This is a genomic window from Pediococcus damnosus, from assembly GCF_001611155.1.
Classification (GTDB): Bacteria; Bacillota; Bacilli; order Lactobacillales; family Lactobacillaceae; genus Pediococcus; species Pediococcus damnosus.
The window spans coordinates 1,996,227-2,020,084 of sequence record NZ_CP012294.1; the positions used below are offsets into that span (position 1 = coordinate 1,996,227).

17 protein-coding genes and 1 pseudogene are annotated in these 23,858 nt (G+C 37.8%); 2 read left to right on the forward strand and 16 right to left on the reverse strand.

The features are described 5' to 3' along the window. Positions 1-52: 52 nt before the first annotated feature. Positions 53-1,438: a group II intron reverse transcriptase/maturase gene (gene ltrA / locus ADU73_RS09395; RefSeq protein WP_046870767.1), complete on the forward strand. Its 1,386-nt coding sequence runs from the start codon at positions 53-55 to the stop codon at positions 1,436-1,438. A 114-nt stretch (positions 1,439-1,552) separates the two neighbouring features. Here ltrA and ADU73_RS09400 read toward each other — a convergent pair whose 3' ends face one another. The 4 genes and pseudogenes from ADU73_RS09400 to parE form a co-directional block, all read right to left on the reverse strand. Then, on the reverse strand, positions 1,553-2,479 hold the full coding sequence (locus ADU73_RS09400; protein ID WP_046871134.1) for a manganese-dependent inorganic pyrophosphatase: 927 nt from the start codon (positions 2,477-2,479) through the stop codon (positions 1,553-1,555). 30 nt (positions 2,480-2,509) lie between these two features. Further along, positions 2,510-3,325, reverse strand: a pseudogene (locus tag ADU73_RS09405) (LysR family transcriptional regulator substrate-binding protein); the annotation flags it as partial. Positions 3,326-3,430: 105 nt separating this feature from the next. Next, positions 3,431-5,899 (reverse strand): DNA topoisomerase IV subunit A, encoded by a 2,469-nt coding sequence (parC, locus tag ADU73_RS09410; RefSeq protein ID WP_062913426.1) that lies wholly within the window; start codon positions 5,897-5,899, stop codon positions 3,431-3,433. Positions 5,900-5,923: 24 nt separating this feature from the next. Continuing rightward, complete coding sequence (gene parE / locus ADU73_RS09415) at positions 5,924-7,924, reverse strand: DNA topoisomerase IV subunit B (RefSeq protein ID WP_046871131.1); 2,001 nt, start codon at positions 7,922-7,924, stop codon at positions 5,924-5,926. 177 nt (positions 7,925-8,101) lie between these two features. Between parE and plsY the strand changes: the two genes are divergently transcribed. After that, on the forward strand, positions 8,102-8,698 hold the full coding sequence (gene plsY, locus ADU73_RS09420; protein ID WP_162261350.1) for a glycerol-3-phosphate 1-O-acyltransferase PlsY: 597 nt from the start codon (positions 8,102-8,104) through the stop codon (positions 8,696-8,698). A gap of 69 nt (positions 8,699-8,767) precedes the next feature. Here the strand turns inward: plsY and ADU73_RS09425 are convergent, their stop codons facing one another. The 12 genes from ADU73_RS09425 to ADU73_RS09485 all read right to left on the reverse strand — a co-directional run bounded on the left by ADU73_RS09425 (position 8,768) and on the right by ADU73_RS09485 (position 23,854). Continuing rightward, on the reverse strand, positions 8,768-9,646 hold the full coding sequence (locus tag ADU73_RS09425) for an aldose 1-epimerase family protein (RefSeq protein WP_046871129.1): 879 nt from the start codon (positions 9,644-9,646) through the stop codon (positions 8,768-8,770). A gap of 21 nt (positions 9,647-9,667) precedes the next feature. Then, positions 9,668-11,089 carry an ATP-dependent protease ATPase subunit HslU gene (gene hslU / locus ADU73_RS09430; protein WP_046871128.1) on the reverse strand — a complete coding sequence of 474 codons (1,422 nt, stop codon included), beginning with the start codon at positions 11,087-11,089 and terminating at the stop codon, positions 9,668-9,670. 184 nt (positions 11,090-11,273) lie between these two features. Further along, entirely contained in the window at positions 11,274-12,182 is a 909-nt protein-coding gene (xerC, locus tag ADU73_RS09435) for a tyrosine recombinase XerC (protein ID WP_046871127.1), read from the reverse strand. An 88-nt stretch (positions 12,183-12,270) separates the two neighbouring features. Next, entirely contained in the window at positions 12,271-14,391 is a 2,121-nt protein-coding gene (topA, locus tag ADU73_RS09440; RefSeq protein ID WP_046871126.1) for a type I DNA topoisomerase, read from the reverse strand. Between the two features lie 54 nt (positions 14,392-14,445). Further along, entirely contained in the window at positions 14,446-15,345 is a 900-nt protein-coding gene (gene dprA, locus ADU73_RS09445) for a DNA-processing protein DprA (protein WP_062904241.1), read from the reverse strand. 39 nt (positions 15,346-15,384) lie between these two features. Next, positions 15,385-16,155 (reverse strand): ribonuclease HII, encoded by a 771-nt coding sequence (locus ADU73_RS09450; RefSeq protein WP_046871124.1) that lies wholly within the window; start codon positions 16,153-16,155, stop codon positions 15,385-15,387. Then, positions 16,133-17,002, reverse strand: a complete 870-nt coding sequence (ylqF, locus tag ADU73_RS09455; RefSeq protein WP_046871123.1) for a ribosome biogenesis GTPase YlqF — start codon at positions 17,000-17,002, stop codon at positions 16,133-16,135. Before ylqF ends, ADU73_RS09450 begins: the two co-directional genes overlap by 23 nt. A 415-nt stretch (positions 17,003-17,417) precedes the next feature. Continuing rightward, positions 17,418-18,059: an FMN-dependent NADH-azoreductase gene (locus tag ADU73_RS09460; protein WP_056986002.1), complete on the reverse strand. Its 642-nt coding sequence runs from the start codon at positions 18,057-18,059 to the stop codon at positions 17,418-17,420. Between the two features lie 741 nt (positions 18,060-18,800). Then, positions 18,801-21,212, reverse strand: coding sequence for a phosphoenolpyruvate synthase (gene ppsA, locus ADU73_RS09470; RefSeq protein ID WP_046871120.1), 2,412 nt, complete (start codon positions 21,210-21,212; stop codon positions 18,801-18,803). A 353-nt stretch (positions 21,213-21,565) separates the two neighbouring features. Beyond that, entirely contained in the window at positions 21,566-22,996 is a 1,431-nt protein-coding gene (locus ADU73_RS09475; protein ID WP_056986001.1) for a S41 family peptidase, read from the reverse strand. Between the two features lie 11 nt (positions 22,997-23,007). Continuing rightward, positions 23,008-23,238, reverse strand: a complete 231-nt coding sequence (locus ADU73_RS09480; RefSeq protein WP_046871118.1) for a YozE family protein — start codon at positions 23,236-23,238, stop codon at positions 23,008-23,010. Between the two features lie 10 nt (positions 23,239-23,248). Continuing rightward, entirely contained in the window at positions 23,249-23,854 is a 606-nt protein-coding gene (locus tag ADU73_RS09485) for a YpmS family protein (protein WP_046871117.1), read from the reverse strand. Positions 23,855-23,858 lie beyond the last annotated feature (4 nt).

Sequence of the window (23,858 nt, forward strand, 5' to 3'; positions counted from 1 at the left end):
GAACGAAGGACCGAACAGTAATAACTCGTAATTGATATTGGAGGTGGAAGCAGTGCGAAAATCGCAGAAAACAGAACAAATAGCTGACCACCGATGGATGGCAGGTCTGGAAGACCAAGAGCATATCGGGGCGCGTAGCACTGCCTCTGGTGAAAATACAAGAATGAGTGGCATTAAGTTTCAAGACTTGGTTTTAGCCCGAAATAATCTGAATTTAGCCTATCAACGGGTGACCAAGAATAAAGGAGCAGCTGGTTTAGACGGCATGACCGTTGAAGACCTTTTGCCATACCTGAAAGAACACCGGAAAGAGCTACTTGAACAACTAGCAAATGGCACATATAAACCAGCGCCGGTTAAACGAGTAGAGATTCCCAAGCCCAACGGAGGTACCCGTAAATTAGGAATTCCGACAGTTGTTGACCGTATGGTCCAACAGGCGGTAGCCCAAGTTATGAGCCCAGTGTTTGAGCAAGCGTTCTCAGAGAGTAGTTTTGGTTTTCGTCCAGGAAGAAGTGCCCAACAAGCCATTAAACAGGTCGTTTCATTTTATAACGAAGGATTTCACCGAGTGGTTGACCTAGACCTAAAAGCGTACTTTGATACTGTGAACCACGATTTATTAATTAAGTTCATTGAACAATACGTGAATGATCCATGGTTAACAAAATTGATTCGTCGATTTTTAACCAGTGGGGTCATGAATCATGGCTTATTTGAAAGCAGTGAAAAAGGAACTCCCCAAGGAGGTCCACTTTCACCATTGTTAGCCAACATTTATTTGAACGAACTTGATAAAGAATTGACAAAACGAGGCCATAAATTTGTCCGATATGCGGATGACTGTAATATTTACGTTAAAAGTCAGCGAGCTGGGCAACGAGTTCTTGAAAGTATCTCTAATTTTCTGGAAGGTCGACTAAAAGTAACGGTCAATCAAAAGAAGACACAGGTTGGATCACCTCTACGACTAAAATTCTTAGGATTTTCATTGGGAGTCGGACATGGTGGTGCTTATGTACGACCAGCCAAAGAACCCAAGCTTAGAATTAAGCAAGCGCTTAAGCAAATTACTAAGCGCAATCGTGGGGTGTCAACTGACAAGATATTTCAAGAAATTCAGCAAAAGATGCGCGGCTGGATCCAATATTTTTCTGTTGGAAAGATGACTACTTTTATTCAGACATTGGACAAATGGTTAAGGTCTCGTATACGGCAGTATATCTGGAAACAGTGGAAGAAGACCAAGACAAAGATAAATAACTTGAAACGATTAGGATTATCTACAAGTGATGCGGTTAAGTCTGCCAATACCCGTAAGGGTTACTGGCGTACAGCGCATAGTAAAACCTTGTTATATACCTTAACAAATGAAAAACTGGAACGCCTTGGATTAATGAATCTAACCAAGACACTCCAGTTCATTCAAAGTGCTTAAATTACTGAACCGCCGTATACGGATCCGTACGTACGGTGGTGTGAGAGGTCGGTAGTTGAATTAATCAACTACCTCCTACTCGATTATTTCTTTTTAGTATTTCTTTAGTTAGATTTAACTTAAAACTTTGGTTAATGGTGGGACAACCTGCTTTTTACGTGAGACAACTCCTGGTAAGGTCATTCGGTTGTTGCTGAGCTTGTGGTTAAAGGCAGTTTCAACAGCCTCTGTCCCCTCACCTAGGACTAGTAACTCTGAATCGCTTGTCAGAACGTCAGTAGCTAACAAAAGAAACAAGTCGTAAGAATTTTTTTTGATAAGAGATTTCATTGTGTTTTCCAGTTCATCCTGGCGTTTGAAGACATCGTCTAAATCAACAGTGTTTACTTGTCCAATGCGAACTGATTTGCCGCCCATATCAAACGATTTTGCATCGCCCTCTAGGATGTCTTCAGCAGTACGGCTATCAACATCACTACCAGCCTTGAGCATCTCAACACCATAGGCTTCATAATCAGAGACACCGGCAATCTTTGCTAAAGCAGGTACTGCATTACGTTCGTCATCAGTAGTTGTAGGAGATTTCAAAAGTAAGGTATCAGAAATGATTGAAGACAACATTAACCCAGCGATATTACTAGGAATCTCAATATTATTTTCTAGATACATTTTGTAAATAATTGTACTACAACAGCCAATTGGTTCTGCACGATAAAACAAAGGTTGTGCAGAAGTAAAATTAATTTTGTGATGATCAATAACACCTGATACGGTGACGTCTGCTATGTCAGATACACTTTGAATAGCTTCGTTGTGATCAACTAAGACAACTGAATCAACTTCAGGTTTGGCCTTAGTAATTACACGAGGTGCCTTTACATTAAAACGTTTTAAAACGTAGTTGGTTTCGTTATTAGTTTTGCCTAACGCAACGGCTTCCACGTCATCGCCCAGTTTATTTGCTAAGTAAGCATATTCAATTGCACAACTAATGGCGTCTGTATCTGGATTTTTATGACCAAAAACTAATTCTTTACTCATGATTAACAAAAACTCCTTATATTCTATTGTTTAATTTTGATTACCAATCATCTTACGTAAACGTTCTGTGTAACTTTCTTCACTCAAATAGGTATCAAATGCTTCTAAGAAAGTATTGATTCTTGGAATTTCATCCTTATCTTTACGAAAAACAAAGCTTAAATCAAAGTTAATTGCTGGGTCAAAACGTGCCATCCAAGTGTTATCTGATCCAGGATGCGAAATCACGTATGAGGCAGGAAGCGCCGTGTTTACTCCAGCATTTTCTGCAAAACGACGAATTTGATCAGGAGTGGTAAAACGGGCCACACTATTTGGGACATCAACTAATTGATTTTTGTAAGCTTCACGTAAAACTCCTTCTAGATAATAGCCTTCTGGATATGTAACCCAGTTAGCATTTAAGGTTTGCTTTAGCTTGATCTTCTTTTGTTTAGACATCTTTTCTTCATGATGAATAAAAAGTAAATCTTCGTTAAGAATTTTACGTGATTCATAAGGTTTCCAGTTCTTAATACTGCCATCTGGTAAGTACATGATGGCTAAATCGATTCGATTATTTTCCAGTCGTTCCCAAATTTCCTTACGTGTTAATGTATGAAATGAAATGAGAATGTCAGGTTGTTTTTCATAGTATTTTGTGATGAAATCTTCAAACACACGTGATTCAATTGAGGCTAACATACCAATATTGATTTCACCTTGAGTTGCTGAAGTTGATTGTTGAATTTCATCAGTTGCCTGATTCAAAACCTCATTAATATTGTGAGTTGCCTTTAGCATGGTATAACCAGCATCTGACAATCGTAATTTTTTTCCAACTGAATAGAATAATGGTGCACCAACAATTATTCTAATGGTTTATAATGGTTTATAATTATTCTAATGGTTAATGATGAAAAAAACAAGAAATTATCCTTGAAAATACGGAGATTTATTCTAATTTAAGATTTAACGTTCAGGTGTGGACGCTACAACGGGAACCGGTTTCAGCATCATAGAGATTGGTGTACCTTCTGAATCAACATCAATAACGAATGATCCGTTAGAGTATCGTGCACTCAATGGATGTTCGGTTGTAATAATGTCATGTAATGTGCCTCGGCTTGTTCGAACTTCCAAAATCGAATTTTTATCTATTTTAATAAAATCAATTATCCGATGTGGATCCTTCTTAAGTTCTCTAAGAACCAAGATTCCTCTTCTTGCACGACTGGTAACTGGGATGTCCTTAACTGCCATTCGTTTAAATGCTCCCCGTTGTGTAATTATTCCAACTTGATTTGAATCGTCCACAAGCTGAATGTTAGCAACTTGGTCTTCACGAAGGTCCATAGATTTGACACCAGCAGTTCTGGCACCAATAATTGGGATTTCAGCAAGATCATAACGGAGCCCATATCCTCGTTCAGAAAGGAGCATTACCGTCTGCTTTAATTGATGCTCAATGAAGAAAATATTTACAACAACTGAATCTGCATTTTTTAATTTAATAAATGTAGAGGCGTGTTTTTTGTAATTACGTCCAGGTGTTAAATTAGAGAAGTCTGTTCGTTTAATATACCCATCATTAGTTGCAATTAAGAATTCACCGTTTTCCTTTAATGAATGAAAAGCAAAAGCCTTTATAATTCGTTCTTTATCACCCAAGCCAATAGTTTGAGAAATATGTTCACCGGTATCTTTCCATCGAGAATCTGCTAATTCATGAACAGGTCGTGAAATAAGATTACCTTTATTGGTGAACATCATTAAGTGGTCCAAGGTGCTGAGTTGCTTTAGAAAAATTGGATAATCTTCATCTTTTAGACCATTATCATCTTCACTGGAAGCACTATAAGAACGCAACGAACTCCGCTTTAAGTAGCCATCATGACTAACGGATACCATAACTTGTTCTTCGGGAACAACTACTTTACGATCGATTTTGATTTCTTGAATTTCATCTTGAATTTCCGTTAATCTTGGTGTCCCATACTGTTTTTTAACACTGCTTAGTTCTGTACGGAGAACTTTAGCTAGAGCTGTAGGACTATTCAAAATATCATTATATTGTTGAATATGTTCGTTTAAATCCGCAGATTCCGCTTCTAAAGCAGTAACATCTGTGTTGCTCAAGCGATACAGTTGTAAAGAAACAATAGCTTCTGCTTGTTCTTCTGTAAAATCAAATTTTTGGACTAAATTAGTTTTTGAATCTTTTTTATCCTTACTACCTCTAATGACCGCAATGACTTGGTCTAAAATTGAAAGAGCCTTAATTAGTCCTTGAACAATCCGAAGTCGTTTTTCAGCCTTTTTTAAACTGAATTGGGTACGTTTGGTAATGACTTCTTTTTGGAAAACTAAGTATGCTTCTAAAAAGGCCTTTAATCCTAAGGTTTCTGGACGTTTATGATTAATGGCAACCATATTAAAATTATAAGAAATTTGCAGATCAGTATTTTTAAATAAATAATTTAAAATACCTTCTGAGTCGGCATCACGTTTGAGTTCAATGGCAATTGAGAGACCATTACGATCGGATTCATCACGAACTTCAACGATACCATCAACTTTTTTCAAAATGCGAATTTCATCAATTTTCTTGACTAGTTGAGCCTTGTTTACTTCATAGGGAATCTCTGTAACTTCGATTTGTGATTTATTACCACGTAAAGAAATAATCTTGGTCCTTGAACGGACAATGATCCGACCTTTTCCTGTTTTATAGGCTTTTTTAATGCCATCTATCCCCTGAATAATCCCAGAAGTTGGGAAATCAGGTCCCTTTACAAAAGTCATCAATTTTTCTAATGATGCATCGGGATGTTTTAATAGGTACAATAAAGCGTCAATAACTTCATTTAAGTTATGCGGCGGAATATCCGTTGCATAACCAGCTGAAATACCAGTGGCACCATTAACAAGTAGGTTTGGAAAACGACTTGGTAAAACGGTTGGTTCATATTCTGTATCATCAAAATTTAAAACAAAATCCACAGTTTCTTTATCGATGTCCTTCAACATCTCACTTGCAATTTTGCTTAAACGGGCTTCGGTGTATCGCATTGCAGCTGCCGGATCATTATCAATTGATCCGTTATTACCATGCATTTCAATTAGAGGTGCACGCAATTTCCAATCCTGACTCATGCGAACCAAAGCTTCATATATAGAGCTATCGCCGTGAGGATGAAAATTACCCATAACGTTTCCAACAGACTTTGCGGATTTACGAAAGCCCTTATCGTAGGTATTTCCGTCTTGATTCATAGCGTATAGAATTCGCCGTTGTACTGGTTTTAATCCGTCACGGATGTCAGGAAGAGCACGTTCTTGAATAATATATTTTGAATAACGACCAAAACGATCACCCATGACATCTTCCAGAGTAAGCTCTTGAATTTTATTGTCATTTTCTTTTTTTGAATCTGTCATATTCACGACCTCCTCTCATTAGTTTTAGTTTTCGTCATCTTCGAGAACACCATCTTCATGGGCAACGTTAACGGCCTCATTATCTAGAATGCTGCCTTCTTCTTCCAAAGAAAATTCAACATTTTTTTCAATCCAATTACGTCGTGGTTCAACTTTGTCACCCATCAATGTTGTCACTCTGCGTTCAGCCAAAGCCGGATCATCAATTTTTACACGTACTAAGGTTCTTGTTTCAGGATTCATGGTTGTTTCCCAAAGCTGATCCGCATTCATTTCACCAAGTCCTTTGTAACGTTGGAGAGCAAAACCGTGACCGATTTCTTTTGAAGCTTGTTCCAGTTCTTCATCTGTCCATGCATAAACTGTTTTAGTTTTTTTACCGCTTTTCTTTTGCAATCGGTAAAGTGGAGGCAATGCAATATAAATATGACCGGAATCAATCATAGGACGCATATATTTATAGAAGAATGTCAGTAACAAAATTTGAATATGAGCACCGTCATCATCCGCATCGGTCATAATAATAACTTTATCGTAATTTCGATCTTCAATTTTAAACTCGGGGCCGACACCAGCCCCAATGGTATAAATCATTGTGCTGATTTCTTCGTTTTTCATAACATCAGGTAATTTAGCTTTTTCAGTATTTAAAACTTTTCCTCGCAAAGGTAAAATAGCTTGAAACTTGCGATCTCGGCCCTGCTTGGCACTACCACCGGCAGAATCACCTTCGACTAAGAAAAGCTCGTTACGAGCCGCATTTTTGGACTGTGCGGGGGTTAATTTACCAGACAAGAGCCTATCTTGTTTCTTACGCTTCTTGCCATTACGACTTGCATCGCGTGCTTTTCGGGCAGCTTCACGCGCTTCACGGGCTTTTAATGATTTGCGAACGAGCATTTGTGCAAATTCACCATTTTCCATGAGGTAAAAGAGTAGTTGTTCATTTACAATACTATCAACGATTGGTCGTGCTTCAGGAGTTCCAAGCTTTTCTTTTGTTTGGCCTTCAAATTCAAGAATTTTTTCAGGAATTCGCAGTGAAATGACTGCTGACAGTCCCTCCCGAACATCACTACCCTCGAGGTTTTTGTCTTTCTCTTTTAGCAGCCCTACTTTGTGCGCGTATTCGTTGAAAGCTTTTGTCCATCCTGAACGCATACCAGCTTCATGGGTGCCGCCATCTTTAGTTCGGACATTATTAACGAACGATAGAACATTTTCGGAATAGCCGTCATTATATTGGGCGGCAACTTCAACTTCAACGCCCTCTTTAGAACCATCAAAGTAAAGAACGTCACCAAGGGTATCCTTATCCTCATTTAAATAACTGACGAACTCTTTAATTCCCTCTTCATAAAGGAAAGTTTGGGTTTGTTCTTGATTTTCACGTTCATCAGTTAAAGAGATTGTGACGCCCTTAAGCAGAAATGCTGATTCGCGAAGACGTTCTGCAAGTGTATTAAAGTTAAAAACAGTGGTCGTGAAGATTTCTCGATCTGGTTTAAAAGTAACGACGGTCCCATTTGGTTCTTTAGTTTTACCAATCTTTTTTAAAGTCCCAACTGCATGACCACCATTTTTGAACTCTTCACGATACTTTTTTCCTTCTCGTACGATTTCGACATTAAGATACTCAGACAAAGCGTTAACTACGCTGGCACCAACACCATGTAATCCCCCAGCAGTTTTATAACCGCCCTGACCAAATTTTCCGCCTGCATGAAGCACAGTAAAAATAACTTCTACAGTGGGAATGCCAGAAGAATGCATTCCAACAGGCATTCCCCGACCTTGATCAGAGATTGTGATGCTATTATCTTTATGAATTGTCACAGTAATTTTTTTACCAAAGCCAGCGAGAGCCTCATCCACAGCATTATCAACAATCTCATAAACAAGATGGTGTAATCCGCGACTATCGGTTGAACCGATATACATCCCGGGACGTTTTCGCACAGCTTCTAAACCGTGTAAAACTTGAATTGAGGAATCATTGTATTCTGCTGAACTACGTTTACTCATTTCAAAGACCCTTTCTACTTATAATCCTTATTATTATATCATTTTAAAAATTCTGAACATTACCTTTCTTAATATAACATACGCAAAAACAAACATTGGAATCAAATTTTAAACATGCTAAAATTACAAGTGATTCTCAATTGAAAAGGGGCCAAGTATTTGTTTAAAATTATCATTATGCTGATCATCGCCTATTTGCTAGGTTCAATTCCTTCAGGTGTTTTGATTGGGAAAAAATTCTTTAATGTTGATATTCGTAAACAAGGTAGTGGTAACATTGGAACAACCAATACTTTTCGGGTTTTAGGACCTAAAGCGGGAACGGTTGTTTTACTAATGGATATTTTAAAGGGAACGTTAGCTGCTAGTCAGCCGTATCTATTTCACACACCAAATGTTAATCCCTTACTAATTGGATTGGCTGCTATTTTAGGGCATACCTTTTCAATCTTTGATCACTATAAAGGTGGTAAGGCAGTAGCTACAAGCGCAGGCATTTTATTGGCCTATAATCCGCCATTTTTTATTATTGCCTGTATTATTTTTGCAAGCTTAGTATATTTAACTAGCACAGTTAGTGTGGCAAGCATGACGGCGTTAGTTCTTATTAGCATTTTATCTTTGTTTTATCATGATTGGATTTTAACTACTGTTGCCGTAGTGCTCACCTTTTTCATTTTCTATCGGCATCGCGAAAATATTAAACGGCTCAGAAACGGGACAGAAAGTTTAATACCATTTGGTTTTTGGTATCATCACAAAAACAAGCGTTAGGCTAGCTAACTTTATGATGAAATGGAAAAGAGGTTATCACATTTGTGATAACCTCCTTTTTTTGTATCACTAAAAGAAAGAAATTTCAAAGCTTTGTGAAGCTTCACTTTTAGGATCCAAATCATTAATTCCCATTTTTTCTTCAAGTTTACCAGTACTGTTTACATTGTCTGCAATTCCCCACCACGGTTCGATACAAACAAAGTTACCAGTGTTTGGATATGGAGACCAAATTCCGACGTATGGTGCATCTATAACGGTTAATGCAACGCCATGGTCATTTTTTTGATTATCCAGCATAATTGTTGTCTCTTGTTTATTTAGCTCAAGAATAATGGCATCTTTTTTAAACAAATCATGATTTAGCCTGGTGGCTTTACTAAAATCAACAGGAAATGCATTTTCTGCATCATTAAGTGGCGCCTTTAATGGAATTTGCGAATAAGTCTTGTTTGGAGCAATATGCAAATTACCATCTTCAAATATTTGATCTGAGCCAAAATTTGTATTAAATCCGGGATGACCACCAATTGAGAACAATAAGTGTTTGTCTGCGTCTGGATTGTAGATCCGATACGTTTCTCGTAATTCATGATTTTTCAAGTCAAAACTTATAACTAACTCAAATTCAAAAGGATAAATTTTGTGTGTTTTATTGTTGTCAGTTAGTTTTAAAGTGGCATGCGTGTCGCTACTATCAACGACTTCAAATTCTTCATCACGTGCGAATCCATGTTGATGCATTTCATATTTTGTTCCTTGATATTCATATTGGTCGTCTTTTAACCGTCCAACAATTGGGAAAAGAACCGGAGCATGACGCCCCCAGATTTGTTTGTCAGCCTGCCACATATATTCTAAGTTGGTGTCTAAAGAAACTACACTAGATAGTTCAGCACCTAATTCATTGATCTGAACACGTAAATATTCATTTTCTAAGGTAACCATTTAATTAAAACCCCATTCGTTTTATAAGATATATTGGCTAAGTTCCTTATCATTAGCAATATTACCAATTTTTTCTTCTACATAATGCTCTGTAATTGTAATGTCGCCCATTTCCATATCGGCACCTTCATAGAGAATATCCTCCAGAAGTTTTTCAAGAATAGTGTGTAAACGGCGAGCTCCAATATTTTCAGTTGTATGGTTAAGTTCAGTTGCAATTTCAGCAATTTTATTGATAGCTTCGATTGTAAAGGTCAACTTAATATTTTCTGTGCCAACTAAGGCAATATATTGTTTAACTAAGGCATTTTTAGGTTCAGTTAAGATTTTAACAAAGTCTTCTTTTGTTAAATCGTTTAATTTGACTCGAATTGGAAAACGACCTTGTAATTCAGCAATTAAATCACTTGGTTTAGAATCTTGAAAAGCACCAGAAGCAATGAACAAAATGTGGTCTGTATTAATTGGACCGTATTTTGTATTAATCTGAGAGCCCTCAACGATTGGTAAAATATCACGTTGAACTCCCTCACGGGAAACCTCTTCAGCATTTTGTTGCGATGTGGCAACAATTTTGTCAATTTCATCAATGAACACAATTCCTGTATTTTCAGCACGTTCAATAGCTGCGTGATAAAGATCGCCATGATTGACTAATTTTTCGGATTCTTCGCGGATGAATATTTCACGTGCTTCGGCAACGTCAACAGTCCGCTGAATACGCTTTTTAGGTAACATTTGACCTAGGGATGTGCCAAAATCAACGCCCATTTGACCCATCATGTTATTTATGCCTAAATCTTGTTGAGGGTCATCCATAGTAATTGTGATTTCTCTGCCATCCAGTAAACCACGTCGTAACTGATCTTCCACTGATTTTCGTTTATTCCGGACATCATCAGATATTTCTTCTGTTCCAGGTGTTGGAACTTCTGGATTTTCACCACGCTGCATTTTTTCAACCATGCTCATTATGTTTTGAAAATCAACTCCAGATTGTTTTTGTGAACCATCTTTTTGAGTTGCTGGGACCAATAAGCTTGCTAACCGTTTGTCAGCACGTTGTTCAGCATCGGAACGAATATCTTTAAATTGACTCTTTTCTTCCATACGAACGGAGCTGTCTACCAAATCACGAATCATGGATTCTACATCGCGACCTGCATGACCAACCTCAGTGAATGTAGATGCTTCTACTTTTACAAAAGGTGCGTCAACAATTTTTGCTAAACGGCGAGCAATTTCAGTTTTTCCTACGCCAGTTGGACCGATCATTAACATGTTTTTAGGTGTAATTTCAGTCTGCATTGATTCAGAAAGCTGTAGTCGACGGTAACGATTGCGAAGAGCAACGGCAATTGCCTTTTTTGCAGCCGTTTGGCCAATCACATATTCATTTAATTCACTAACAATTTGTTTCGGTGTTTTATCAATTTCGGCCATTTAAATTCCTCCTAAAATAATTCAGAAATAACGTGATGATTTGTGAAGATACATAGTAACATCAACAATTTTAATTAAAGCTGTTCAACTTCACCCGTAGAAAATCTCTTAGTGTCTTTTATTTTGTAGCTTTATTTAGAACAACAATAACGCCTGTAACCAATAATTTAATTCTCTTTTTCTATTATTCATGTGTTGCTCTGGGGAAAAACTTACGATAGTTGCTTTGTAAATTTTCCTGAGTAACATGTGTGTAAATTTGAGTGGTCGATAAACTACTATGGCCGAGTAACTCCTGGACAGTTCTTAGATCAGCACCATTGTTTAATAACTGAGTAGCAAACGTATGTCGCAGCATATGGGGGTGAATCTTACTTGTAAGGCTACTTTGTTTAATGATCTGGTTTAAAATATATTCAATCCCAGTTGAAGTAATTGGATCACCATAATGATTGATAAATACAAAATCATGTTGCTTTTTATATTTTGTCATAATATTGTGGCGACATTGGTCCCGATATTTAATTAACGCATCAAAACAATATTGACCAAATGGAACATATCGCTCTTTATCACCTTTTCCACGAATCAACATCATTTTTAACGAAAAATCAATATTTTGCCAACGAAGATTTGCACATTCGCCTACTCGAATACCTGTACCGTATAATACCTCTAGTAGCGCGCTATTTCGTAAAGCAAGCGGTGAATTTGATTGAGCCGCTTCGAACAGAGCAGTCATTTCTTTTTGATAAAAAAAACGAGGTAAACGATTGGGGTGTTTTTTTAGTTTAATTTCCGAAAAAGGATTACGTTCCACAAGATCATTTTTTGCTAAGAAGTTGTAGAAGGAACGCATGGTCGATAACTTACGAGAAATCGTTGTTCGGCTATATTTTTTATCAAAAAGATCTGTCATAAAAACATTGACATCTAAATGGTCAATATCTTTAAATGGTTTCATACCACCATTTTGTTTTAAAAATGTACAGAACTCTTCCAAATCGCTCTGATAAGCCTTAATTGTATCGACTGAATATTGGCGTTCAGCTTTCAAATATTCAAGAAATAATTGAATATAATCCTGTTTCATAACAAAACCTCCGTACACTGCCACTTTAGCAAAATACGGAGGAAAACTCAACAACAAACCCTAGTAAACACTTAAGTTTGTATTTATTTTATTTTTGAATAGCTTCTTCATAGTCACCATTAGGACACAAGACTTGTTTGCCACCCTTAACTTTCTTTTCAACAAGAAAGTGGCCATCTTTTGGACAATCACGACCAATAGGCTTATCCCATGAAACAAAATCACAATCGGGATAACGAGAGCATCCATAAAAAATCCGTCCCCGTTTTGATTTACGTTCAATAATTTGGCCCTCATGACATTTAGGGCATACCACGCCGATTTCTTTGACAATTGCCTTTGTGTTTCGACAATCAGGAAATCGGGAACAAGCAAAGAATTTACCATAGCGTCCCATTTTTACAACCATTGGTGATCCACAGATATCACAGTCGAATCCAGCCGGTTCGTCTTTAATTTGAACGGACTCCATATTTTCTTCGGCATGTGCAACTTCTTTGGAGAATGGTTTGTAAAATTTATCAACAACTTCTACCCAGTTTTCTTTACCCTCTTCGATACCATCTAATTCGCTTTCTAAATCTGCAGTAAAGGAAATGTTTACAATGTCTGGGAAAAATTCAACAATAATTTTATTAACGATTTCGCCAAGCTCCGTGGGTTCAAATCGACGAGAAACTAATTTTACATAATAGCGTCTTTGAATAGTATCCAGTGTTGGCGCATACGTTGACGGACGTCCAACCCCATTTTCTTCAAGAGCTTTGATTAAGTTTGCTTCACTGTAACGTGCTGGTGGCTGCGTGAAATGTTGAGCAGGATCAGTTTTAGCCAGCTTAACTGTGTCACCTTCCGCAAGGTCAGGTAAAATATTATCTTTATCTGTTGCATTCTTGTAAATAGTTGTAAAACCAGCAAATTTAGTTTTTGAACCGTTAGCCCTAAAGTTAACATGATTTTGTTCTAAAGCAACTGACATCGTATCCATTACTTCAGGAGTCATCTGACTAGCAACGAAACGAGACCAGATTAAGCTATACAAACGAAATTGGTCCTTATTGAGGTATGTTTTCAAGCTCTCCGGTGTACGAGTAACTGAAGAAGGGCGAATGGCTTCATGAGCGTCCTGTGCGCCTTCTGGCATTTTTCCCTTACGTGGTTTAGTTGCAGCATAATCTGCACCGTATTTTTCATGAATCAATACAGAAGCTTCATGTTTAGCAATTGAAGAAATTCGGGTAGAATCAGTTCGCATATAGGTAATTAAACCAACAGTGCCTTCTTTTCCGATATGAATACCTTCATACAATTGCTGAGCTGCCATCATGGTTTTACGGGTTCTAAAGTTTAGACGACGGTTTGCTTCTTGTTGCATGGAAGATGTGGTAAATGGCGGTGCTGGGAAACGTCTGCGTTCTTTCTTAGCAACTTTTGTGATGTTAAATGTTTTTTTCTTATCAATTTTCTTTAGAACATTTTGAACAGCATCATTATCTGGTAAAGCTAGTTTTTTATTGTTTTCCCCATAAAATATAGCCTGAAATTTTTTGGAACCCTTTTGAAATTCACTATCAATCGTCCAATATTCTTCTGGTTTAAAACTTTTAATTTCATTTTCTCGATTAATAATTAAATTCAAAGCAATAGATTGAACTCGACCAGCACTCAAGCCCTTTTTAACTTTTTTCCAAAGCAAGGGGCTGATTGAATAGCCAACTAACCGATCCAGAATTCGTCGTGCCTGTTGGGCATCAACGAGATTCATATCAATAGTGCGTGGTTCCTTAAAAGCATTTTTAACGGCATCTTTAGTAATTTCATTAAAGACAACTCGATTTTTATCGTTTGTGTCTAACCCTAATAAGTAAGCAAGATGCCAAGCAATGGCTTCTCCCTCACGATCAGGATCAGATGCTAAATAAATCTTTTTGGCTTTCTTAGCTTCTGAACGTAAATTCTTAATGACATCGCCCTTACCTCGAATGGAAATATAATGAGGTTCGAAATTGTTATCAACATCGACTCCCATTTTACTTTTAGGTAAATCACGAATATGGCCAAGACTTGCGACGACTTTATAAGTTCGACCTAAATATTTTTCGATCGTCTTTGCTTTAGAAGGTGATTCAACAATGACGAGTTTCTTTTTAGTTTTTGTTGCCTTGGACCTTGTTTTTTTAGACTTTGTTGCTTTGGATTTTGTTGCCATGACCAAACTCCTTTAATCTTGAACTTGTTTTAAATCCTTAAGCGCTCTTAATTCCTAGTAATCGTATTTCATATTATGGATTCTGTCAAATCTAAATTCTTCTATTATATGTTGGGAATTGAGGACCGGTTTTGCACCGGCTGCAATTAATTCATTACAGCCAACGGAAAGAATATCGTCAATTCTCCCGGGAATTGCAATGACATTCCGATTATTCTGGAGGGCTAAATTTGCCGTAATCAAGCTACCACTATGTTGTTTGGCCTGAACCACACAGAGGGTTTCGCAAAGACCAGCAATGATTCGATTTCGTTCAACAAAATGATAGCGTTGAGGTCCAGCATCTAAAGGATATTCACTTAAAATCAATTGATGAATGGCCATATATTTCTGCAATGCTTCATTTTGTTTGGGATAATAGCGATTTAAACCAGTGCCGATTACACCAATTGTATACCCTCCGCGACGTAACGTTGATTTGTGCGCCATTGTATCAATACCAGCGGCTAGTCCACTAATAACGGCGATGTTTTGAGTAACGACGGTCGGCATTAAAGCGGTTAGACTTGATTCGCCGTATTGATTTGCCAGTCGTGCTCCGACCATACCTAATAAGGGTAAACGTAAAAACGCCAATTCTCCCTCGTAAAAAAGAATAATTGGCGGCAAATAACTTTCTTTTAATTGAATCGGATACTCAGGGTCACAAATAGCAAGAATTTTTGTTTGGTGCCAATGCCGAGTGACATTTATTCGCAGCTTTTCCGAACTGAAATCTGCTAGAAACTGCTTTCGATTTTGAGTACTCACAAATTTGATCAATTGATCTGGTTTTAAGACACAGGTTTGTTCCTTAGGATAATTGTGTTGCCACCATTTCCAGAATTTGGTTTCTCCATGACAACCAATCCCCTTACACAAGTGTAATTTTAATAGAAATTCTTTTATTTGCATATTTTTCACCTCAAAGGAAGATACGCAAATAAATTAAATTTATACGTACCGATTAACTGGTGCAAAAGATAATCGATGAATGGGTGTAACGCCTAGAGTTTTTAATCCTTGTAAGTGTTTAGCAGTTCCATAACCGACATTCTGGCTAAAATCATAGCCTGGATAAAGTTGGTCGTATAAGGTCATTAAATGGTCACGATATACTTTTGCTACAATACTAGCTGCTGCAATACTAGCACTTTTGGAATCACCCTTAAACATGCGTTGTTTCGGAATATTTACCGGAATGTCAACCGCATCAACTAACAATTGTTGAGGATGGACTACTAAATGAAGAACCGCATACTTCATAGCTTGTCGGGTTGCTTGTAAAATATTGAGTTGGTCGATTGTTGTCGGACCAGCCATTCCGATGGAAACAGAAATTGCTTGTTCAAGGATTAAAGGATACAACTTTTCCCGTGTTTGTTTTGATAATTGTTTTGAATCATTGACCTCAATTAAATTAAAATTATGAGGCAAAATAACGGCTGCAGTTACCACTGGACCTGCTAAACAACCTCTGCCAACCTCATCAATTCCGGCCACTAAATTGAATCCCTTTTGCCAGGCTGCTCTTTCCAAGGTTAGTCGGTGTTGAAACTGATCAACTAAGATTTGATGATTTAATAACCTTTTTTTATTTTGACTCAACAGATGCTGAACACCTGAGCGAGGGTCTGCCTGATATTGTTTGAAAATGGGATCTGTTGTTTCAGTGACGTTGGCCAATTGTAACTGAATTTCTTTAATTGTTGCCCTTTTTCCCATCATTGAATTCCTCTACTTGATCTAATGTGAAGCGCCCCAGTTTGCCTTTTCGCGCGTCTAACATAATTCGATTACTTGCGCGATCATAATCATCACCCATTCCTAAGAACTTTGTGATTTTTAACAGTAGGTCAGCGGTAGAAATTTTGAGATCGGCATCGCTGAGTTTATATCGATCCCTTAACATTGGCCAGTATGATTTCTTGAAGATTTCGAGCCCCATTAAGGCGACATCATCACTTGCAAATAAGCTTTCTTTAATCGCACCAGTAAACGCCAATCGCTGCCCTACCATTTGATCCTCAAATTTGGGCCATAAAATTCCAGGCGTATCTAGCAGTGCCAAGCCATTTTTAGATTTCAACCACTGCTGATTTTTTGTAACCCCTGGGCGGTCGGCCGTTTTAGCAATTTTTTTATTAACTAGGTGGTTTAACAGCGTTGATTTTCCAACGTTGGGAATTCCCACACAAACTGCTCGAATGGTTTGATGCTGTAAGCCGCGATCGGTTTGATTTTTTAAACGAGTAGCAAGAATTTCTGAAGATTGTTTTTGCACATCTCGTTCGATTGTTCTTGCCCGTGAATCTACAGCAATCGCGGGCTGACCCTGACTTTGATAAAATTCCAGCCATTGTTTAGTGACAATGGGATCGGCCAAATCACTTTTAGTTAAAATTAATAGATGTGGTTTTTGCTGAATAACATCTTTAATCATGGGGTTCCTAGAAGATTCGGGGATGCGTGCATCGACCAGTTCAAACACAATATCTACTAAATGTAGCTTTTCTTGAATTTCACGAATTGCTTTGGCCATGTGACCTGGATACCATTGTATGGTTGCCATATTGTGTAACTCCTCTCATAGCAAAGGCTTAAAATCCCTTGTTTTATGAATTTTCTTAATGATACCACTTTGATGCTATGTGTCGCGAATGGTACTTGTCATTGCCTAATCGGCAGCATCATTCGAATGTTTCCTGCACTTGAATCAAAAAATTTACTTTCTAAACTTTTCCACCTATTTTTCAGGCATTATCGCTTTTAAATGAAGAACAAATATCGAAAAAGCTTGAATAATGTAATAAAGAACCTAAAAAACGTAGCGGCCGGGAAACACCAATTTATAGATGAGTACGACTTAAGTCTATGAGTATAAAAGAGCACCTAAAGTAGCAACTATTCGCTAACCTTAGGCGCTTTTGAATATATAAATTGGAAATCTGGTTTTAATAACTATCCAAAACGATCACATTTTTAATTTAAAACGTTGATCCTAATTGATCAGCTTTAGCAAATGCAGCTTGTTGAAGCTTAGGCGTATTTTCTGGTTCGTTATCCATACCTTCCACAAACAAAGATTGATAATCAGTCACACCCATGATAGCAAGATTCATTTTCAGGTATGCATTACCCATGTTCATTTGACGCAGATCAGGGTGGCCCGGTTCATTGGCATAAAAACCACCTGCTGATTGTAGATGCAAGGCCTTCTTGCCATGTAATAGTCCCTCAGGTGTTCCATCTGATAAATAATGGAAAGTGATCGGTACTTGCATGAGAACATCTATATAGGACTTCATTTCTGCTGGTATAAAGTAGTTAAACATAGGATTAACAAAGACATACTTGTCACTGGTAACGAATTCATCGAGCCAAGCTTGACGACCAGTAGCAAAAGTTTTTTCCTCGGCAGTTAATGGTTGTTTTGAACGTGATTTTTGATAAATTGATAGGGCAACTTCGTTAAATGGAAACCCAACTTGTGAAGATAGATCTTTTTGAATGATCGTATCGGCTGGATTTGCCTGCCGGTATGCGGTTAAGAAATGTTTAGCTAAAGTTAAACTGTTGGAAAATTGTTTGGTTTTTGGATGTGCTGTAATAACTAGAACTTTGCTCATAATTATTGACCTTTCTTGAAATCCTTTTTTGACAATTGCACGTAATACTTACTAAAGTACCAGCGCTTTTTGTATGTGGATTAGTAGGCCAGTTTAATGTTCTGTGCGGCACCGATAGTCATATCTTGCATCCCTGCGGCTTGATGCCAATGCTCGGTAGATTACCAAAATCAGTCGTTGTGCTACCAGGATCGACTGAATTGATCGTAATTTCAGTTTGTCGCGTGCATGATCACATACATCGTCTAAAACACGTTGTCCTTTTATAAAACCAATGTTTTTATGGGCTCTGTCGATTAAAGTAACTACTAGCCTTAGTGTTGTCATCAGGTTTGCCCCCCTAGTTCCACAGTTAAACCAAGTATGGTTTTTATCTAACTATTTTTCAAGATCCCAAATTATTATATAACGTATTTTCAGCCGCTACCTATTTAGTGGTTCAATAAATATTATTAATCGTATCACCAATTTGTGCGATACTTGTGGCACTGAAAACTGGTTAGATGAAAGCTTTAAATCTTTACTATCAGGTTTTATAGTTAACAATCCTTCATTTTATAGTTGTATTTTATATGTGTCAATTATTAATAAGGAGACGTCGTTTTCAAAAAAATCCAAAAAAAGAGAATCAATTAGCAACAATTGATTCTCAACGGTGTTTATTCCATATTTGTAGCAATCTAAATTAACAACCTTCAGTAAGTTTGTTTTGACCAGTTATTCAAGGCACAAACTATGATTTTACCAATCATAATCCGTTTGGTCGTGTAGTCCACGCCCAGTTGCCTTATCAAGCATAATTCGCTGTTCAAAGTGAGCTACGTTACGTTTTGTTTCCTTAACCATATCAGGATTAACCGAAACGTAATCAATACCGCTTTGAATCAAGAAGTTTGTAAATTCTGGATACTCGGAAGGTGTCTGACCACAGATTGACACCGTCTTACCATCTTTGTGAGCGGTGACAATTAGGTGCCGAATTGCGCGTTTAACGGCAAGGTTGCGTTCATCAAAGAGATTAGCTACCTTATCATTGTTGCGATCACATCCTAAAAGCAGCATTGTTAAGTCATTTGATCCAATTGAATAACCATCAATGAATTGATTAAACTGATCGGCCAGAATGATGTTTGACGGAATTTCTGCCATCATATAAATTTTAAAATCTGCATTACGGGTCAAGCCCTCATTACGCATAATGTCCGTTACTTTTTGCGCTTCCTCGACTGTTCGTACAAACGGAATCATCACATTCAAATTCTTCAAACCAAATTCATTTCGTACTTTTTTAACCGCCGCTAGTTCTAGCTTGAAAGCGCCAATATACTTAGGATCATAGTAGCGAGAAGCCCCTCGCCAACCGAGTAAATCTGCGGATTCGTGTGGTTCATACTTTTCGCCACCCTTTAGCTTTCGATACTCACTCGACTTAAAGTCCGAAAGTCGTAGGACAACTGGCCGGGGTGCCATTGCTCGTACAACCTTGGCAATCCCATCTGCAAGCATGTTAACCACTTTTTCTGGATGGCCTTGGTCAATTAAATAGAGGGGGTGTTCATGAATATATGATGTCCAAAGAAATTCCTCACGCATTAGGCCAATCCCGTCTGCTGGTAGTGAGGCATACTTATCGGCTAATTCAGGATCACCGAGATTCATCATGACACCAGTTGCTGTTGGTGCAAAGGTTTCAGCTGCCACAACTTGGCCGGCCGCAGAAGTTGTCTGATTGGTCTTTTTGAGCAGGCCTGCCACTTTGCCCTGATAAACGACCCCGTTTTTAGCGTCAACGGTTACGACATCACCAGTTTTAAGTGCATCCGTGGCAGCCATATTCTTACTCTCAGTTCCAACAATACAAGGAATCTGCATTTCGCGAGAAACAATCGCCGCGTGGCAAGTCATCCCGCCGTTATTAGTGATAATTGCTGCTGCCTTTTTCATAGCAGGAACCCAATCTGGCGAGGTCATGAGCGTTACTAAAACTTCCCCTTGTTTGAATTTGTCAATATCTGACGGGTCATCGATAACATGAACCACGCCACTTGCTAAACCAGGACTAGCTGGCAAGCCACGAACGATAATCTTTGCATCCGCCTCGTCAACCACATTCTTATCGGCGACGGCATCACCTGTGGCATTATTCTTTTCTTTTTTACGTTGTGACCACACTGTTTCCGGTCGTGCTTGGACAATCCATAGCCGATTTGTATTTGCGTCCAAAGCGTATTCCATGTCCATGTACCCACCGTAATGGCGTTCAATTTCTTTAGCATAACCAGCCAATTCAATTACCTGGCTATCAGTCAGTGCAGGTTGCTCTTGTAACTTCGCAGGGACTGCTTGTTCTTTGGTTCCACCATTAGGAACCCGGACCAATTCTACGGACTGTTTAATAATATTTTTTTCGACGATCTTCATTGATTGTTTGTCGATTACAAAGTGGTCCGGAGTTACCTTACCCAAAACAATGTACTCGCCTAACCCAAATATGGCATCAATTACGATCTTAGATGCGTCCCCGTTTGCAACGTTAACAGAAAACATGATGCCTGATGCTTTTGAAGAAATCATCATCTGAACGGCTGCCGAAAGAGCTACTTTTTCATGTGGAAAATGTTGCTTATGTCGGTAATATGTTGCCCGATCTGTAAAAAGTGAAGAATAACATTGTTGAACCCGATTAACAACATCTGCGGCACCTTTAATATTCAAGTACGATTCTTGTTGGCCAGCAAATGAGGCGTTTGGCAAATCCTCAGCAGTTGCAGAAGAGCGAACAGCAACAAAGGGATCATCTTGGTCCATTTGTTTGGCCAATTCAGCGTAAGCCGTTTTGATATCCTGTGCTAAATCGTTTGGCATGGTAGCTGAAACGATCAGATTACGAATTTGTTCACAAATTGAATGCAATTCATCTGAATCCTCATAGTCCTTGATACTCTCAAGCAAGGTGTTGACTTTATCGTTTAGGCCCGTTTGGTGCATAAAGTATCGATATGCGCGTGCGGTCGTTGCAAAACCATAGGGTACTGGCACATCCATCTCAGAAGTCATTTCTCCTAAAGACGAAGATTTTCCACCTACTAAGTTGACATCTTCACGGTGCAATTCCTTAAACCATAAAACATTTGCTGTATCGCGACTACTCATGATATTACCTCCTTGTAATAATCAATCACTTGAATTTTTTTTCTCATCAACAAACAAATCGTTTTTTTGAAAGCGATTACATTAACCGACCTAAGTATAGTTCACATTTGCACAAAGTGGAAGCAATAGCACTGGTCTTTCGCGGATTAGATGCTTATTTTAGTTGAGATTAACGGATAATTTTTGATCCAGTTATGGACACTTTAATTCTAAGAAAAAGTTTTTAAAATTTATTTACAAATGGTACTAAACTTATTTTATGATTAAGTCTGATTTCAATATAAAAAGCCCTCATAGGCAGAAGGCTTTTTATCTGTATCCGATATTTCTATGTGTATCATAAATGAACTTTTTTATTTCTTATTCAAAACATTTTCTGCCTTTTTCAAAGCATTATCATTCTTAGCAATTTGTGATTGAATTTTAGTTTCAATGTTCAAAATAGTTTTTGAATCAGCTGTACCAGTAACGGTGAGCTTGTTTTTTTGTTGGTAAGCTTCAACCGCCGTTTGAGTTGTTTTACCAAAGTAGCCATTTGTTTTACCTTCGAAATAGCCTAAGGCCTTTAATTCCTTCTGTAAAGTTTTGACTTGAGTTGAAACGTCCTCAATTTTGTAGGTTTTATCAGTATTTATTAATTGTAAGTAAGCATATTTTGGATAGTCGGCTTTATAAGTGGGTGTAAGTCCCTTCTTATTAATCCAACTACCATTTGGAGTTAGCCATTTAGCAATTGTTATTTTCATTTCGCTTTTATCCTTAAAATCACTAACCGTTTGGACAGTACCTTTACCATAAGATTGAGTACCAATTAGTGGCGCATTTGCAGATTGATGTAATGCACCGGCAAAGATTTCAGCAGCACTTGCGCTCCCACCATTCATTAATACAGCCACTGGTTTAGTAACTTTATAGCCACCATCATATTTTTTGCCAGCTTTGTAAACTTGTTGTTGTCCAGTTTTAGCTTGGACACGCATGATAACTTTTCCGTTCTTAAGGAACATTGAAGACATTTTTAATGCTTGATCCATTAAACCACCTGGGTTATCACGGACATCTAAAACATATGATTTGACGCCCTTTTTATCTAAGTTTTTTAAGGCCGTTTTTAACTCTGATGCCGTTCGTTCTGAAACTGATGTAATTTGGATATAACCAATTTTTTTGTTAATTACGCGGGAATTCACGGTGTTAACAGGTATCTTCTCACGCGTTAAAGTTTGCTTGAAATCTTTATTATTTCGCTTGAGTGTCAATGTTACTTTGGTACCAATTTTTCCACGCATTAAACTAACGGCTTCAGTCACGGACTTCCCAGCAATCGATTTGTCATTAACGGCGATAATCAGATCTCCGGGTTGTAATCCTGCTTTTTTTGCCGGGGTTCCCTTTATTGGTGAAATAATTTTAATGTATTGTCCAGATTTTTGAACCTCAGCTCCGATTCCCGAAAAACTAGATGAAATCTGATTATTTAGGCTGGTCGCATCTGTTTTATCTAGATATTCAGAAAAAGGATCATTAAGGGAAGAAATCATTCCTTTGATTGCACCGTTAGTTACCTTTTGTGCACTAACTGGTTTGTAGTAATTGTCCTCAATGGTTGAGTAAACGGCTTGAATTTTTTGCATTGATGCCGTTGTCGACTGTGCCTGAGAAATAACGGCTCGTGTTTGTACATATGCCACACCATAGGCAAGTCCACCACCCACTAACAGAGCAATAATAATAGACCAAATTAAGGTTGTCCGTTTAACTGTTTTTGGTTGCTTCTTATCCATTTTCAATCTCCTTAGTGCGCGTTTGAATCTAAATATTTCTGCCAGGTTTCATCAAAAATAGTCATTGAAGGCAAATAATTACCGTTTAGTTCCAGATATTTGGAAAGTTCGTCAAAATTTGTCGACTGTTTTGGAAAGGCCTGATCATAAAAGGCGTTATTAGCAAATTCCGAGATTGGATCGTAACTTTCCGGATTGCGTTGCGTCATTAAAAACTGATAAAACGTTTTACTTACACTCATAATTAACCCTCTAGTTTGATTGTTTTGGAATATTAATTAAAAAAATAAATTTATCGTTTTTAATATCTAGTTTTTTGGCCTTGAAATAAACACCATTAGCTGTTTTTATGTTCTGTAAATTTAATGTAATAACCTTATCCTTGATGGAAATCCATTTGGGAAGGTTGTAATTGGAATTAATGTAATCCAGAACTAATTTTGGAGAAATGCTCAATGCCCCGACGGCAAGATGTTTTGCAGTTAAAACAATGTTGCCAGATGATTGTACTTTGGGTGTGAACGATAATGCATAATTTACATTACTTCCAAGTACTTTGACTTTGCCAATTAAAAGGACCTGTTTGTTAACTTTTAGCTGGTAAGAGAAGTCCTTGTTCGATTGGTATGGTTTTAAATAAGCTGCCATCAAGGCATTTAGTTGTTCTTTATTAAGCTTTACATCAACTGAGCTTGCCTTTGTCGTCGTGATTTGACTTTGTGTGTCTGGAACGGGTGTGTTGGCAATCCGCATCCTAAAGAAGATGCCAAAAGCGATGACGATGGCAAGTAAAGCAATAAAAGCCCATTTCCATAAATTGAGTCCTTTTTTCTTAGGTAATTCTGTTCTATTTTTCATATTT

Excerpts from the sequence above, each read along its gene's own strand:
- ADU73_RS09400 (WP_046871134.1), bottom strand. The coding sequence starts at position 2,479 with ATGAGTAAAGAATTAGTTTTTGGTCATAAAAATCCAGATACAGACGCC.
- parC (WP_062913426.1), bottom strand. The coding sequence starts at position 5,899 with ATGACAGATTCAAAAAAAGAAAATGACAATAAAATTCAAGAGCTTACT.
- parE (WP_046871131.1), bottom strand. The coding sequence starts at position 7,924 with ATGAGTAAACGTAGTTCAGCAGAATACAATGATTCCTCAATTCAAGTT.
- plsY (WP_162261350.1), top strand. The coding sequence starts at position 8,102 with ATGCTGATCATCGCCTATTTGCTAGGTTCAATTCCTTCAGGTGTTTTG.
- ADU73_RS09425 (WP_046871129.1), bottom strand. The coding sequence starts at position 9,646 with ATGGTTACCTTAGAAAATGAATATTTACGTGTTCAGATCAATGAATTA.
- hslU (WP_046871128.1), bottom strand. The coding sequence starts at position 11,089 with ATGGCCGAAATTGATAAAACACCGAAACAAATTGTTAGTGAATTAAAT.
- xerC (WP_046871127.1), bottom strand. The coding sequence starts at position 12,182 with ATGAAACAGGATTATATTCAATTATTTCTTGAATATTTGAAAGCTGAA.
- topA (WP_046871126.1), bottom strand. The coding sequence starts at position 14,391 with ATGGCAACAAAATCCAAAGCAACAAAGTCTAAAAAAACAAGGTCCAAG.
- dprA (WP_062904241.1), bottom strand. The coding sequence starts at position 15,345 with ATGCAAATAAAAGAATTTCTATTAAAATTACACTTGTGTAAGGGGATT.
- ADU73_RS09450 (WP_046871124.1), bottom strand. The coding sequence starts at position 16,155 with ATGGGAAAAAGGGCAACAATTAAAGAAATTCAGTTACAATTGGCCAAC.
- ylqF (WP_046871123.1), bottom strand. The coding sequence starts at position 17,002 with ATGGCAACCATACAATGGTATCCAGGTCACATGGCCAAAGCAATTCGT.
- ADU73_RS09460 (WP_056986002.1), bottom strand. The coding sequence starts at position 18,059 with ATGAGCAAAGTTCTAGTTATTACAGCACATCCAAAAACCAAACAATTT.
- ppsA (WP_046871120.1), bottom strand. The coding sequence starts at position 21,212 with ATGAGTAGTCGCGATACAGCAAATGTTTTATGGTTTAAGGAATTGCAC.
- ADU73_RS09475 (WP_056986001.1), bottom strand. The coding sequence starts at position 22,996 with ATGGATAAGAAGCAACCAAAAACAGTTAAACGGACAACCTTAATTTGG.
- ADU73_RS09480 (WP_046871118.1), bottom strand. The coding sequence starts at position 23,238 with ATGAGTGTAAGTAAAACGTTTTATCAGTTTTTAATGACGCAACGCAAT.
- ADU73_RS09485 (WP_046871117.1), bottom strand. The coding sequence starts at position 23,854 with ATGAAAAATAGAACAGAATTACCTAAGAAAAAAGGACTCAATTTATGG.